Origin of the sequence: Plantibacter sp. MCCC 1A11337, from assembly GCF_013349365.1 — a bacterium.
Lineage (GTDB): Bacteria > Actinomycetota > Actinomycetes > Actinomycetales > Microbacteriaceae > Plantibacter > Plantibacter flavus_A.
Genome location: NZ_JABJWX010000006.1, coordinates 16584 through 30142, shown reverse-complemented (window position 1 = coordinate 30142; position 13559 = coordinate 16584). Strand labels below are relative to the sequence as shown.

At 71.9% G+C, this 13559-nt stretch carries 12 protein-coding genes; 2 read left to right on the top strand and 10 right to left on the bottom strand.

All coding sequences use genetic code 11. The features are described 5' to 3' along the window. Positions 1-11 precede the first annotated feature (11 nt). The 3 genes from HOW07_RS18270 to HOW07_RS18260 all read right to left on the bottom strand — a co-directional run bounded on the left by HOW07_RS18270 (position 12) and on the right by HOW07_RS18260 (position 3230). Entirely contained in the window at positions 12-2282 is a 2271-nt protein-coding gene (locus HOW07_RS18270; RefSeq protein WP_175118174.1) for an efflux RND transporter permease subunit, read from the bottom strand. A 78-nt stretch (positions 2283-2360) separates the two neighbouring features. Beyond that, a complete protein-coding gene (locus HOW07_RS18265; protein WP_121291961.1) occupies positions 2361-2936 on the bottom strand; it encodes an isochorismatase family protein in 576 nt (191 codons plus the stop codon). Positions 2937-3035: 99 nt separating this feature from the next. Next, entirely contained in the window at positions 3036-3230 is a 195-nt protein-coding gene (locus HOW07_RS18260; protein WP_064294803.1) for a hypothetical protein, read from the bottom strand. A 60-nt stretch (positions 3231-3290) separates the two neighbouring features. On the opposite strand from HOW07_RS18260, the gene HOW07_RS18255 reads away from it, so the two are divergent. Together HOW07_RS18255 and HOW07_RS18250 are read left to right on the top strand one after the other, a co-directional pair. Continuing rightward, positions 3291-4154 carry an endo alpha-1,4 polygalactosaminidase gene (locus tag HOW07_RS18255; RefSeq protein ID WP_175118172.1) on the top strand — a complete coding sequence of 288 codons (864 nt, stop codon included), beginning with the start codon at positions 3291-3293 and terminating at the stop codon, positions 4152-4154. A 128-nt stretch (positions 4155-4282) separates the two neighbouring features. Next, positions 4283-5188, top strand: a complete 906-nt coding sequence (locus HOW07_RS18250) for a LysR family transcriptional regulator (protein WP_175118170.1) — start codon at positions 4283-4285, stop codon at positions 5186-5188. A gap of 12 nt (positions 5189-5200) precedes the next feature. Here HOW07_RS18250 and HOW07_RS18245 read toward each other — a convergent pair whose 3' ends face one another. The 7 genes from HOW07_RS18245 to HOW07_RS18215 all read right to left on the bottom strand — a co-directional run bounded on the left by HOW07_RS18245 (position 5201) and on the right by HOW07_RS18215 (position 13527). Then, on the bottom strand, positions 5201-6655 hold the full coding sequence (locus tag HOW07_RS18245) for an LCP family protein (RefSeq protein WP_175118168.1): 1455 nt from the start codon (positions 6653-6655) through the stop codon (positions 5201-5203). Positions 6656-6737: 82 nt separating this feature from the next. After that, positions 6738-7895 (bottom strand): CPBP family intramembrane glutamic endopeptidase, encoded by a 1158-nt coding sequence (locus tag HOW07_RS18240; protein ID WP_217485415.1) that lies wholly within the window; start codon positions 7893-7895, stop codon positions 6738-6740. A gap of 74 nt (positions 7896-7969) precedes the next feature. Continuing rightward, entirely contained in the window at positions 7970-8959 is a 990-nt protein-coding gene (locus HOW07_RS18235) for a LacI family DNA-binding transcriptional regulator (RefSeq protein WP_175118166.1), read from the bottom strand. An 87-nt stretch (positions 8960-9046) separates the two neighbouring features. Next, positions 9047-9967 (bottom strand): hypothetical protein, encoded by a 921-nt coding sequence (locus tag HOW07_RS18230; protein ID WP_217485414.1) that lies wholly within the window; start codon positions 9965-9967, stop codon positions 9047-9049. 84 nt (positions 9968-10051) lie between these two features. Further along, entirely contained in the window at positions 10052-11461 is a 1410-nt protein-coding gene (locus tag HOW07_RS18225; RefSeq protein WP_205847526.1) for an L-fuculokinase, read from the bottom strand. A 159-nt stretch (positions 11462-11620) separates the two neighbouring features. Beyond that, positions 11621-12676 (bottom strand): DUF4432 family protein, encoded by a 1056-nt coding sequence (locus HOW07_RS18220; protein WP_175118165.1) that lies wholly within the window; start codon positions 12674-12676, stop codon positions 11621-11623. Between the two features lie 83 nt (positions 12677-12759). Then, on the bottom strand, positions 12760-13527 hold the full coding sequence (locus tag HOW07_RS18215; RefSeq protein WP_175118163.1) for an SDR family oxidoreductase: 768 nt from the start codon (positions 13525-13527) through the stop codon (positions 12760-12762). Between the last annotated feature and the right edge of the window lie 32 nt (positions 13528-13559).

The window sequence follows — 13559 nt, the reverse complement described above, 5'->3', positions numbered from 1 at the left end:
GTCCGCCTCGGTCAGGCCGCGTGCCGGTGCTCGACACGACCCTTCGCGAGCTTCGACGGCCACCAGATGGCGCTCCCGATGTCGTGGCTGAGGGCTGGGACGAGCAGCGTCCGGACGATGATCGTGTCGAGGAGGACCCCGAACGCCACGATGAACGCGATCTGCGCGAGGAAGAGGATCGGGATGACGCCCAGCGCCGCGAACGTGGCCGCGAGCACGAGGCCGGCCGAGGTGATCACGCCGCCCGTGATCGCCAGCCCCCGCAGCACGCCGGCCCTCGTCCCGACCCGCAGCGACTCCTCGCGGACCCTCGTCATGAGGAAGATGTTGTAGTCGATCCCGAGCGCCACGAGGAAGACGAAGCCGTAGAGCGGCACACTCGGGTCCGCGCCCGGGAACCCGAGCACGTGGTCGAACACGAGCGCGGAGACCCCGAGGGCCGCAGCGAAGGACACCACCACGCTGAGGATCAGCAGGACCGGGGCGAGCACCGAGCGGAGCAGCAGCATGAGGATGAGGAGGATGACGGCGAGCACCACCGGGATGATGAGGTTCCGGTCGTGGATGGACGCGTCGTTCGAGTCGACGGCGGTCGCCGTGACGCCGCCGACCGGCGTGTGGGTGCCGACCTCGGCGTCGAGGGTCGAGCGCAGCTGTCGCACGCTCTCCTCCGCCGTCGCGGAGTCCGGTGCCGCGTCGAGCGTCGCCTGGAGAACAACGCGGCCGTCGTCGACCGTCGGTTCGGCGGACGCCACCGGGGTCCCCGGCGGCCCCGCGGCGGGAGCCGTGAACACCGCCTCCCCGTCGCTCACCGTCGCATCCGCGGTGCCCGTCGCGGCGTCGCTCGACAGCACCTGGACGCTGTCGAGACCGTCAGCCTCCTCGAGGATCCCGATGACCTGCGCGGCATCGCCCTCTTGCGTGAGGACGTACACGGGGCTCGCCGAGCCGGCCGGGAAGTGCTCACCGAGGGCGGCCTGACCGTCACGGGCCTCGGACGTGCCGAGGATGAGGTCGCTCTGGGCGACGCCGTCCGCCTTGAGCTGGAAGACCCCGAGGCTCGCGACCAGGAGGAGCAGGGTGCTCCCGATCCAGACGACGCGCGCGTGTCGGGAGATGAGACGGGCGATCCCACCCCACAGACCGGTGGTCGGCACGGCGGTGCCGTCGGTCGATGAGGCGCGCACCCGGTGCTCGCTCCCGTATTTCGGGCGCAGCGGCCAGAACGAGGTGCGACCGCAGGCCAGCAGGAGCGCGGGGAGGAAGGTGAGCGCCGCGAGGACCGAGAAGACGATCCCGATCGAGGCGACCGGCCCGAGCGCCTTGTTCGAGTTCAGGTCGCTGAGCAGCAGGCAGAGCAGTCCGGCGATGACGGTGCCGCCCGACGCGACGATCGGCTCGAACGATCCACGGAGCGCAGCCCACGTCGCATCCCACCGCCGCTCATGGTCGCGGAGGGCCTCCCGGTACCGCGAGACGTACAGCAGCGAGTAGTCGGTCGCCGCACCGATCACGAGGATGAAGAGGATGCCCTGCACCTGGCCGTTCAGCAGGACGACGCCGGCCTTCGCGAGCCACCACACGGTGAGGAGAGCGGTGCAGAGGGCGAACAACGAGGTGCCGAGCACGAGGAACGGGAGGACCGGCGAGCGGTACACGACGATGAGGATGAGGAAGACGGCGCCGAGCGCGGTCAGGAGGAGGATGCCGTCGATGCCGGCGAAGGCGTCGGTGAGGTCGGCGGTGAACCCCGCCGGTCCGGTGACGAAGACGTCGAGGCCGGCCGGGGCCGCTTCGGCGAGCTGTGCACGGATGGCCTCGACGACGTCGCCGACCTCCGCGTCGCCGCTGATCGGGACGAAGACCTCGACCGCGGCGCCGTCCTCGGAGGGGATGGCCGGAGAGACGCCGTCGGCGACGCCCTCGGTGGAGGAGAGGGCTGAGACCTCGTCGTCGATCGCCGCCCGGTCCTCGTCGGTGATCCCGCCGTCGCGGACGAACAGCACGAGGGCCGGGATGTCGTCGCCCTCTCGGAACCCGTCGAGTGCTGTCTGCACCTCCGTCGCGTCCGCGCTCGCGGGGAGGAAGCTCGTCTGGTCGTTGGTCGCGACCTCGCTCACCTTCCCGAAGTACGGACCGCCGACGCCGGCGGCCGTGAGCCAGAGGAGGATGAGGACCGCGGGGAGCACGACCCGCAGCCACCGCGGCGCACCCGCGCGGTTCCGCCGCTGCGTCCGGGTGTCCGCGTCCGTCCGCGTTCCGCCGTGTCGTCCGTGCGTCATGCGCGCGCCCCGTTCTCGCCCTGCTCGAAATAATATGCAGCTAGCTTACTATCTGCGTCGGGTACCCGGCGACGGAGTTCAGGCGGGGACGACGACTCCCCCGGCCTCGGCGATCTCGGCGAGCGCCGCATCCCCGGCGGCCTGGTCGACGGGCGCGACGAGACCGGCGAGGACGCGGACCTGCAGGCCATGCTCGATGGCGTCGAGGGCGCTGACCCGGACGCAGTAGTCCGTCGCGAGGCCGACGACGTCGACGTCGGTGATGCCCTCCTCGGCGAGGACCTCCCCGAGGGCCCGTCCCTCCGGCGTCACGCCCTCGAAGATCGAGTACCCGTGGGCACCCTGGCCCTTGCGGATGTGGGTGTCGACGCTCTTGGTGTCGAGCGCGTGGTGGTACTCGGCGCCGGCACTCCCCGCGACGCAGTGCACCGGCCAGTTCGTCTCGTAGTCGGGCTCACCCGTCGCGAAGTGACCGCCGTTGTCGCCCTCGGCGTCGTGCCAGTCACGTGAGGCGAACACGTGCACGTACTCGTCGCCGTGCTCGGCCAGCAGCCGCGTGATCCCCGCGGCGACGGCCTCGCCGCCGTCCACACCGAGCGCACCGCCCTCGGTGAAGTCGTTCTGTACGTCGATGATGAAGAGCGCGCGCGCCATGATGCCTCCGGGTTGTCGTCGTCCCGCCTCGGTGGAAGTGGGTTCCATCGAGGGTAACGCCGGGGAACCGACCGGGTGAGGTGGTTGCGCCGCGGTGACTCAGAGGCGACGTGCGCGTTCCTTGCGGCGATCGAAGAACTGCAGACCGATGTTGACACCCATCAGGACCGTGCCGAGCAGCATGGACACGAGCCCGGCGATGCGGAACCCGACGGGCAGCTCCAGGAGCAGCGCGAAGACGATCCCGAGCACGATGAGCGCGGCACCCGCGGAGAACAACACCAGATACTTCATGCCCCAACGGTACCGGCTGAGCGACGACCCCCGGACGGGACCGCGACCTAGGGTGGAGACATGAACCGTCTCCCTCGTCGCGCGCAGCTGCTCATCGCGGCGGGCGCCGCCGTCCTGCTCACGGTCACCGCCGCCGGCTGCTCCACCTTCCCGAGTGGTGCGAGCTCCGACACCGGACCGACCCATTCAGCGGGCGGGTTCCCCACGGACGTCGTCTTCGACTACCAGCTCGGCGGCGGCTACGAACCGGCGGCAGGGGTGGGCGGCGTCGCGCGCGACAGCACCGACTCCCCCGACCCCGACCGGTACTCCATCTGCTACGTCAACGGGTTCCAGAGCCAGCCGGCCGATCGCGAGGCATGGCTGGCCGAGCCCGACCTGGTCCTCACCGACGACACCGGTGAACCGATGGTCGACGAGAACTGGCCCGACGAACTCATCTTCGACCTCTCCACCGACGACCGTCGTGCGCGCATCGCCGAGCGGGTCGGTGCGAGCATCACCCGCTGCGCTGAGGCGGGCTTCGACGCCGTCGAGATCGACAACCTCGACTCGTACACCCGGTCCGACGGTCGACTCACCGTGGAGGACGCGATCGCCCTCGCCACCCGGTACGCCGACCTCGCCCACGATGCCGGCCTCCTCATCGGGCAGAAGAACGCCGCCGAGCTCGGCACACGTGGTCGGGACGACGTCGGGTTCGACTTCGCCGTCACGGAGGAGTGCCACCGCTTCGACGAGTGCGCAACCTACACCGAGGTGTACGGAGGCGCCGTGCTGGACATCGAGTACACCGACGACCTGCGCGGCACCTTCGACGAGGTGTGCGCCGATCCGCAGGTCCCGTTCTCCACGATCCTGCGGGACCGCGACCTCACGCCGTCGGACGACCCCGACCACGTGTTCGAGGCCTGCGCTCCGTAGGCACCTCCCGTGCATCCGCTCCGGGGCAGGAGCCCCCGCAGCGGGGCATCCTGCTGTGGGGATCCCCGGCGCTCAGGCATATCCAGCAGGTGTCGGTACCGTGGAGGCATGATCCGGATCCACGACGCATGAACCTGGAGCAGCTGGAGGCGGTCGTCGCCGTCGTCGACTACGGCTCCTACGCCGCAGCGGCCGACGTCCTCCGGATCTCGCAGCCCTCGCTCACGAGACGCATCCAACGCTGCGAGACAGACCTCGGGCTCGCGCTCTTCACCCGGGTGGGTCGGCGCATGCAGGTCACCGATGCCGGCCGGTCCGTGCTCGGTCCGGCGAGACGGATGCTCCAGGAGGCGAAGGGGCTCCGCGCGCTCGCCGACGCGCAGCAGGCGCTCACCGCCGGCACGCTCCGGATCGGTGCGCTCCCCTCGCTCGTCGCGACCCACGTCCCGGAACTCGTCGCCCGGTTCCACGCCGCGCACCCAGACGTCCGCATCGAGGTCACGGGTTCCGTCGACTCCGCCGAACTCCTCGAAGCCGTCGACCTCGGGCGCATCGACCTCGGTGTCGCCGATGTGGCCACCGCCGGCCCCGGTGTCGAGGTGCGGCTCCTGGAGGAACAGCGGTTCGCGATCGTCCTCCCCGGCCTGATGACCGTCGCCGAGCGCGAGGCCGGCCACACGCCGCCGACCATCACCGGCGACGAGCTGGCTGCGCACACCCTGGTGACCCTCCCGCGCGGGACGTCGATGCGCGCCGTGACCGACGAGGCCTACGCCCGCTTCGGCGTGCAGCCGCCGCGGGTGATCGTGACCACCCAGCGCGACGCGCTCACGCGGTTCGCGACCGCCGGTGTCGGGCTGACCGTGGTCCCCGAGCGGCTCGCCGACTGGGCGGCGGCGAACGGCGGCCGGGTCCGCCGGTTCCCGACACCGGTCACGAGGGACATCGGCCTGCTCGTCCGCCACGACAGCCTCGGGACGCCGGCCGTGAGTGCCTTCCTCCGCTTGGCGGAGCGGGTCCCACCCGGGGTCTGACGACGCCCCGCGTCAGCCGCAGAGGTCCGCGGCGGCGTTGCGGGACTCGACCTCGACGGGCGCCGGCGCGGCAGGCGGGGTCAGCGAGCCGAAGTCGTCACCGATGACGAGCACGACGTCCTCCTCGTCCGGCCCCGGTTCGCCGCTCACGACGACCGTGATCCCCAGCTCCTGGGCGAGGGAGGCGGCCGTCGCCCGAGCCGCGTCCGAGTCGCGCGCGAGCAGGACCGTCACCGGGGTGTCCGTCTCCGCGTCACCGATCGACGCGACGGTGTAGCCGAGGGCGGTCAGTCGGTCGGCCGTCGCCGTCGCGACCCCGTTCGTCTGCGAGCCGTTGAGGACGCTGACCGCCTCGACCCGCACCGGTTCGACCGGGGCGACCGGCTCCGCCGGGGACGCGTCAGCGACTCCCGCGATCGGCACCGGGACATCGGCGGCGAGGCTCGAGAAGACGATCGCCGCGTCATCGCTCGGGACGACCCGGTTGGCGTCCGACGGTGCCTCGGTCCACGGCATCGTCAGGAAGGTGATGGCCGACGCCGGCACCTGTGAGACCCGGTGCGCGAGCGAGGTCAGGCTCGCGAGGTCGCCGAGCGCGGTGTCGACGGTGAGCGAGGAGGTGACCGCGTCCAGGAAGCGGATGAGGCGGTCCGGCCGGGTGAGCACCTCGGCACTCAGCGCCCGCTGCACGATCGCGGACATCACCATCTGCTGGTTGCCGAGGCGCGAGATGTCGCTGCCATCACCCACCGCGTGCCGGGTGCGGGCGAGCGCGAGCGCCTGCGTCCCGTCGATGACCTGTGCTCCGGCGGGCAGCGCGAGGTTCGAATAGGGGTCCTCCATGTCCGCCGGTAGACACACAGCCAGCCCGTCCATGCCGTTGACGATCGCCTGGAAGCCGCTGAAGTCGAGCTCGACGAAGTGGTCGATCGGCACACCGGTCATCGCCTGCACCGCGGCGACTGAACAGGCGGCCCCCGAGTTCAACGCCGCGTTCACCATCCCGTAGTCGTCGGGCGTCCCCCGCCCGGTGTCCGTGCACATCGACAGGTCGGTCAGCGTGTCACGCGGGATCTGCATCGCGTCGATCCGCGTGTTGCCCTCGGACACATGCACGAGCACCATCGCGTCGCTGCGCTTGGTACCGGTGTCCTCGCCGTAGTCGCCGACCGCGAGGTCACGACTGTCGGAGCCGAGGAGGAGGACGTTGATAGCCGGGTCCGGTGCGCCTGGCTCCGCAGGCTCGGTCGAACGTCCGGTCGGGGCGGCGATGGCCTCGGAGCTGAGGTTGCCCTGCAGCCGCAGCGCGAGCGCACCGACACCTCCGAGGAGCGCGAGCACGAGGCCGCCTGCGATGCCGACGATGAGGCGCCGACGGCGGACCCGTGCGCTCACCCCACCGCCGTGACGGCGAGCGTGGGCGGCACGTGGGCGGACGGGTGCCTCGGGGAGATCGGGTCTGCGCATCGTCCCAGTGCACCAAGCGTCGAAGCGGCGGACAAGCAGCCTGCCCGGTGCGACTCATACGCGGCGCGCATGCGTCGGAGGATCAGCTCACGGGCGAGGCGACCTCCGAGCCACGCAGTCCGGGCACCGCACGCTTGCCGAACTGGCCGGTGACGACCAGGATGAGCGCCGTCGCTGCGAGGAGGATCCAGCCCGGCCAGCCGAGCAGGGTGCCGAACACACTGCCGGTGTCCTGCATCGACTTCGGGCTGGCGAACAGCAGCAGTGCCCCGACGGCGGCGTTCACCGCGCCGTGGGCGATCACCGCCGGCCACACCGAGGCGGAGCGGAGCCGCAACCAGCCGATGAGGACGCCGAGCAGCATGCACCAGCCCACCATCAGGAGCAGGCCGACCAGGTCGGTCCGCTGGTAGTTGTAGCCGAGGAGGATGAGTGGTGCGTGCCACACGCCCCAGACCGCCCCGGACAGCAGGAGAGCGGGCCAGGTGCCGAGCGGCAGGAGGTTCGGCAGCAACCAGCCGCGCCAGCCGAGTTCCTCCCCGAACGCGGACAGCGATGCCACCAGGACGCCGAGGGGCAGGGTGAGGAGCTGGACCAGGGCGACCGTGGTGAGGTCGTCCCGCCCGAGCTCGCCGGCGCCCGAGGCGGTCATGATGGCGGCCAGACCGGACAGGCCGACGAGGTCGAGCTCGATGAGCCCCATGGCCTGCCCGAGCAGCATGGAGCAGAACGCGAGGACGGGGAACCCGACGAGCGCCGCCGCGCAGAGCCCGAGGGTCCGGCCGAGGGGGCGCAGCGGCGCGAGTCCGAGCAGCCGCGGGATGCTCCTCGGCCGGGCGACGAACAGCACCACGACGAGCGCGGCGATGGTCGGGGTGTACATCATGCCGAGGGCGATGAGCTGGAACCAGGGGTTCGCGAGTCCCTCACCCGACAGCCACAGCGGCGCGGCGACGAGCCAGGCGAGGCCCACGGCGAGCACGGCGAAGACCGTGACGGCGACCCACGGGACCCTGGTGGGCAGGATCGGGGCCAGCTCGCGGTTGCGCCGGCGCTGGCGGTCCGCCGCCGACTCCGGCTGCTGCGCGAGCACGGCGCGCCCGGCGGCACCGATCACCGGAGCCGCGGCCGGTGCTGGTGCCGGCGATCCGTCGGCGAGCGTCGTCCGGATCGGTCCAGGCGCGGGCTGTCCGATCGGCGCCCAGCCGCCCTCGGTCGGTGTGTCGTCCGGTCGCTGCATGTGATCCCCCGTGGTCGCGAACAGCTTCCCACGCTACGGAGCGACGGCGCGGGGCGCATCCGCCGCCCGGGGGATCACGCGGTGAGGTGACAGCCGCAGGACTCCCGCAGGAGGAGCCCGACGGGGACGACGGTGCTGCGCTCGTGCTCGCCGTCCGCGTCACCGAAGCGGGCGAGCGCCCGGGTGGCGGCCAGGCGGCCCAGGCGTGCCGGGTCCTGTTCGATGACGCTGACCGCCGGATCGAGCTGGTCGGCCATCGGGAAGTCACCGAAGCCGAGCGAGGCGATCCCCCGTGAGCGCAGCGCGGGGACGAGCGCCATCGTCACGCGCGCGTTCGCCGAGAACAGGGCCGTCGGTGGGGAGGCGAGGGCGAGGAGAGCGTCGACCACGGCGGCGGCCGGTCCGCGGTCCGTCGCGTCGAGGCTGACGATGGCGTCGTCGAGGTCGATCCCGCTCTCGGCGAGCGCCGAACGGTAGCCCTCGAGCCGGCGACGGGTGCTCGGCGGGTGTGCCGAGTCGGCGATGAAGGCGACCCGGGTGTGCCCGTGCTCGAGCAGGTGCCTCGTCGCGAGGTAGGCACCGCGGTGGTCGTCCTCGACGAAGCTGTCGGCGTCGAGTCCACCGGGGGCGCGGTCGACGAACACGATGGGCGTGTGCTCGGCCCACGGCGCGAGCCACGACTGGTCCTCCGCGACGGGCGCGAGGACGAGCCCCATGAGCTGTGACCGGAGCAGCGAGTCGAGCACGGCACGCTCGCGCGCCGGGTCGTCGCCGATGCTCGTGACGAGGGTGGTGATGCCCGAGACGGAACAGACCTCCTCGACGGCGCGGACGACCGCGGCGAAGAAGGGGTCGACGACGTCCGGGACCGCGACGCCGACGGAGGAGGACCGCCCGGCGCGGAAGGTGCGCGCCAGGACGTTCGGGACGTAGTTCAGCTCCCGCATGGCCGATTCGACCCGCGACCGCGTCTCGGGGAGCACGTGCGGGTCGTCGTTGAACACGCGGGAGACCGTCTTCGAGCTCACTCCGGCGAGGGACGCCACGTCCTGCATCGTGGCCATGGCTGCTCCTCGGGTGGTTCCACCTGCGTGGCGTGGTCGGATCGGGCTGGTTCGCGGGCGGCGACCGAGGACGCCGCCCGCGATCCGTCAGCGACCGGCGAGCGCGGTCTCGATGACCTGCTCGAGCTCACGGAGGCGAGGCAGCGCACGGTTCGTGAGCAGTTCCTCACGCTTCGCCGACGAGATCGAAAGGCTATCCTTCCACAGCGAACGACCGGCCATCGCGCCGCCGGCACCGTTCTCGACCGCGGTGCGGACCTGGCCGACGAAGGTCTCGTGGTCGACGCCGGCGGACAGCACGGCCCACGGCACACCGGCGGCGGCCTCGGTCACGGCTGCTGCGGCCTCGGCGGAGCCCGGGTACTGGAGCTTCAGGACTTTGGAACCGGCGGCGACGGAGATCTCCGCGGCGCCGCGCACGAGCTCGGGGAAGATCTCGGCGTAGGCCTCGTCGCTCTCGCCGTCGAGCTGGTAGACGAGGATCTCGACGATGAGCAGCACGCCCTCGGCGGTGCACTCCTCCACGAGGCGGGCGATCTCGTCGATGACGACCTGCTCGGCCTCCCGCTGGTCGGAGCGCAGGTAGAAGAGCATCTTGGCGGCGTCGCCACCGAGTTCGCGGACCCGGCGGGCGTCCATGCCGGGGACGTACTTCGTCCGGCGCAGACCGTTCTCGGTGTCGAATCCCGAGGAGTCCATGCCGACGACGAGACCGGTCGTGCGGGAGAGGGTGCGCTCGTCGACGACGAGCGGGAGGGCGACCTCCGGGTCGAGGAGGATGGCGGGTGCGTGGTTGCCGAGGAACCGGACGAGGTCGCTCTTGGCCTCGGCGAGTTCGTCACGGCTGATGCCGGCCGCGCCGTTCGGGGCGTCGGTCATGACGGCCTTCATGCCGTTGCGCTGGTCGCCGGCGACGATGAGCATGCCACCGCCCGGGGTGCTGATCGTGTCCATGGCGCGGCGTTCGAGCGTCGTCAGCTCGTTGGTCCTGGTGGCTACTGCGTTCATGAGGTGCTCCTTGTGCTTCGGATGGGGTCTGGTCCCGGCAGCGGTCGCGCCGGCGAGGATCGGTCTGAGTGGTCGGGTGGTCGGTCAGGGATGTGATCGGGAGGTGGCGGGTTCGAGGAGGGCCCCGGCGAAGACGGCTGCGCCGTATGCCGTGTCCTGAGACCGGTGCGACACCTGCACGCCGGGCAGGACGGCCGCTCGGGCGCGTTGCACGGACCGCATGCCGGCCCAGCCGCCGGTGAGCAGCGCCGAGGTGGCCGGGGCGACCTCGCGGTCCATCGCCGCGATGAGCACGGCGAGTTCGTCGTTGCCGTGCCGGAGCACCGCTTCGAAGATCTCGGCCGGTCCCGCGCCGTCGGCACGGACCGTGAGCTTGAGGACGCCGTCGTCGTTCCGGGCGCCCGCGACCGAGACGTCGCCGTCGCCGAGCAGCCCGCCCGCCGGGAGCGCCATGACCTCGTCGTCCAGGCGGTCGCGCCCTGCGCGGTCGGTCACCCCGACGAGCTGGAGGGTGCGACGCATGAGCAGACCGGTCTTGACGCCGGCGACGAGCACCCAGGTGCCCGGCACGACGTGACGGACGCAGTTGATGAACACCTCGGCGAGCCGCTCGCGGGCGGCGAACGGGAGTGGTTCGTCGAGGCGTCGCAGCAGGACCTCGGCCGTGCCCATCGACACGTGGTAGCGCTCGGCGGGGAACGAGCCGGTGGAGACGGCCGACACGAGGTGGTCGTGGCCGGCGACGGTCAAGGCCGCACCGGAGAAGACCGCCGGCACCCACTGGCTGCTCGCGGCGCCGAGCGGGGCACCGGCGTCGGTGAACGGCGGGAGGAACGACGCGTCGACGCCGAGGTGGTCGAGCAGTTCGGGCCACGGTTCACCGGTGTCCTGATCGAGCAGGCCGGTGCGCGACGAGAGCGAGTACTCGGCTGCCTCCTCGCCGCCGAGGGCCGCGACGAGGTACTCCGGCAGGTTGAGCCAGCGCGTTCCGGCGAGGTCGAGTCCGGCGTCACGGAGGTGGAGGAGCTTGATGACCGAGACCTGCACGCCGAGCGGCAGGCCCGTCCGACCGGCGAACTGCTCCGCGATCTCGGCGGGGAGGGCCGCGAGCTGTTCGGCGCCGCGCGGATCGAACCAGGCGATGGCGGGCGCGACGGGCCGGCCGACGGCGTCGAGGACGATCCCGGACTCCCCCATGCCGGAGACGGCGAGCGCGCGGACCCGCGCGGCCGGCCCGAACCGGTCGACGAGTTCCGCACCGACGTGGTCGAGGAGCTCCCGGACGGTGGCGATGAGGGACGCCGCCTCCATCACGGTCGTGCCGCCTGGACCGGCGAGCCACGGGGTGGGCAGCTGGTGGATGAGGACCTCGGCACCGTCGGCGTCGGTCACGAGGATCTTGACGCCGGTGCTGCCGAGGTCGAGGCCGGCGACGAGTCGATCCGAGGCCACGGAGGTGACGGCGGTCGAGTCGAGGTTCGCAGCAGGGTGCACGGCGGTGTCCGTTCAGGTTCCGACGTCCGTGTCGGCTTCCGACGATGACTCCATGTCATCGATGTCATGGCGAGCATACCTCGTTCATGTCATCGATGACATACCCCAGCGCGAATTCTTCGGAAACCGGGAATGTGATGGTGACGGAGGCCGGTGGGCTCAGTCGCCGAAGTCGTCGGCCGCGGGCTCGAAGACGATCTCGAGGTCGACTTCGAACGACTCCCCGGGCTCCACGATCCGGCCCGCCTTCCCGCGATCCGGACCGGCCGCGTGACTCGGCCAGCAGGTGCCGGGTTCGATGCCGAGGGCGTACGACCCCGCGGCCGTGCTCCGCCACACCGTGAGGAACGGCAACTGCTCCGGTCGGAACCGGACCGTGACCGTGCCGGCCTCGCCCGAGAGGGTCGCGATGGACCAGCCGTCGGGCCCGGCGACCGCGTCGAGGGCGTCGACCTGCTCGTCGGCGGCCGGCTCGGGCTCGCCGATCACCCGCCGCCAGCCGCCACCGTCCTGGCGTTCGGATACCGCCCCGCCGGGGACGTCGGCCTCGGCCGCCACGACGGCACCGCCGTGCAGCACCGGCCAGCCGAGGTTCACGTGGTAGAGCAGGCGCACCGGCTCTGCGACGAACCCCTCGTTCCGGACGACGTCGTGCAGGCGGATCCGCGCGACGCCGACCTCGGCTCGGATGCTGCGGGTCACCGTGAGGTTCTGCTGGAACACGGCGCCCTCGCGGAGCAGGCCGTCGACGAGGAGCTCGTACCGACCCGCCGCGGTCCATCGCCCCTCGCGGCGGGTGAGGGTCGCCGGGATGCGATGCGCCCGACCGTGCATCCCACCGTCCGCCTCCGCGGCCAGGCCGACCGCGGTGAGCCCGCAGGTCGTCAGCAGGCCGCCCTGCCAGCGGCGGGCCCAGCTCTCGGCCTCCGGAGCGGTCGTCGGTGCGACGAACGACACGACCTCGCCGTTCCAGGAGGCCTCGCCGAGGTCGAGGAACTGGTCGACCTCGACCGTGACCTCGAGTCCGCCGAGGTGGCGCAGCTCGACCTGGCGCCGGCCCGTCGACGGCCCGTCGTCGACGCGGACTGCACGCGGAGCCCACGCACGCTCGACCGCACCGGATCGGGCCTCGACGAAGCGTCGACGCCGTGCGCCCCACACGGCGTCGCGGTCGGCCTGGTCGTCAGGCGTCTGTTCGGGCGGCGTCGTCGTCATTGGGGGTCCTCGGGTCGGTGCGGTCGGGTCGGTGTGGTCGGGTCGGTGTGGTCGGGTCGAACGGTTCGGCGGGTGGGGCCTGCTCAGAGCGCGGTGTAGCCGCCGTCGATGACGAGGCTCTGGCCCGTGAGGTACGAGGAGGCGTCGGACGTGAGCAGCAGGACGAGCCCGTGGAGGTCCTCCGGCTGCCCCATCCGGCCCGCCGGGATGTCCGCGGTCCACTCGGCGGCGAGGTCGGGGTTCGCCTCGGTGAACTCGCGGGTCATGTCCGAGAGGAAGTACCCGGGGGCGATCGCGTTGACCCGGACGCCGGAGGGTGCCCACTCGACCGCGAGCGACGACGCGAGGTGACTGACCGCCGCCTTCGACGCGTTGTAGGAGGCCTGGAACTGCGGCTGGTTCACGATGAACGCCGACATCGACGAGATGAAGACCGCCGAGGCGGGCCGGCCCGCGGCGATGGCTCGACGGGCGAAGGACTGCGCGGCGAAGAAGGTGCCGTCGAGGTTCACGGCGAGCACCTTCCGCCAGGTGTCCGCCGGCACGTCGACGCTGTCGCCCCAGATGGTGATGCCCGCCGCGGTCACGAGCAGCGACGGCACGCCGAGCTCGGCCTCGGCAGCGGCGAAGGCGGCCTCGACGGCGATCGCGTCGGTGACGTCGACCGCATGCGCCGAGGTGCGGACGCCGTACTCGGACGCCAACCGCTCGGCCGACTCGTGGACGGTCGGCAAGAGATCGAGCAACGCCACCTGGACGCCCTGCGCGGCGAGCGCCGTGGCGATCGAGTAGCCGAGCCCGCGGGCCCCGCCGGTGATGACGGCCGTACGGCCGTGGAGGTCAGCGAACATGTGTGGTCCTTCGATCGGGCGGGCTGGTGGAG

Coding starts and splice junctions, on each gene's coding strand:
- HOW07_RS18270 (WP_175118174.1), bottom strand. CDS start 2,282: ATGACGCACGGACGACACGGCGGAACGCGGACGGACGCGGACACCCGG.
- HOW07_RS18265 (WP_121291961.1), bottom strand. CDS start 2,936: ATGGCGCGCGCGCTCTTCATCATCGACGTACAGAACGACTTCACCGAG.
- HOW07_RS18260 (WP_064294803.1), bottom strand. CDS start 3,230: ATGAAGTATCTGGTGTTGTTCTCCGCGGGTGCCGCGCTCATCGTGCTC.
- HOW07_RS18255 (WP_175118172.1), top strand. CDS start 3,291: ATGAACCGTCTCCCTCGTCGCGCGCAGCTGCTCATCGCGGCGGGCGCC.
- HOW07_RS18250 (WP_175118170.1), top strand. CDS start 4,283: ATGAACCTGGAGCAGCTGGAGGCGGTCGTCGCCGTCGTCGACTACGGC.
- HOW07_RS18245 (WP_175118168.1), bottom strand. CDS start 6,655: ATGCGCAGACCCGATCTCCCCGAGGCACCCGTCCGCCCACGTGCCGCC.
- HOW07_RS18240 (WP_217485415.1), bottom strand. CDS start 7,895: ATGCAGCGACCGGACGACACACCGACCGAGGGCGGCTGGGCGCCGATC.
- HOW07_RS18235 (WP_175118166.1), bottom strand. CDS start 8,959: ATGGCCACGATGCAGGACGTGGCGTCCCTCGCCGGAGTGAGCTCGAAG.
- HOW07_RS18230 (WP_217485414.1), bottom strand. CDS start 9,967: ATGAACGCAGTAGCCACCAGGACCAACGAGCTGACGACGCTCGAACGC.
- HOW07_RS18220 (WP_175118165.1), bottom strand. CDS start 12,676: ATGACGACGACGCCGCCCGAACAGACGCCTGACGACCAGGCCGACCGC.
- HOW07_RS18215 (WP_175118163.1), bottom strand. CDS start 13,527: ATGTTCGCTGACCTCCACGGCCGTACGGCCGTCATCACCGGCGGGGCC.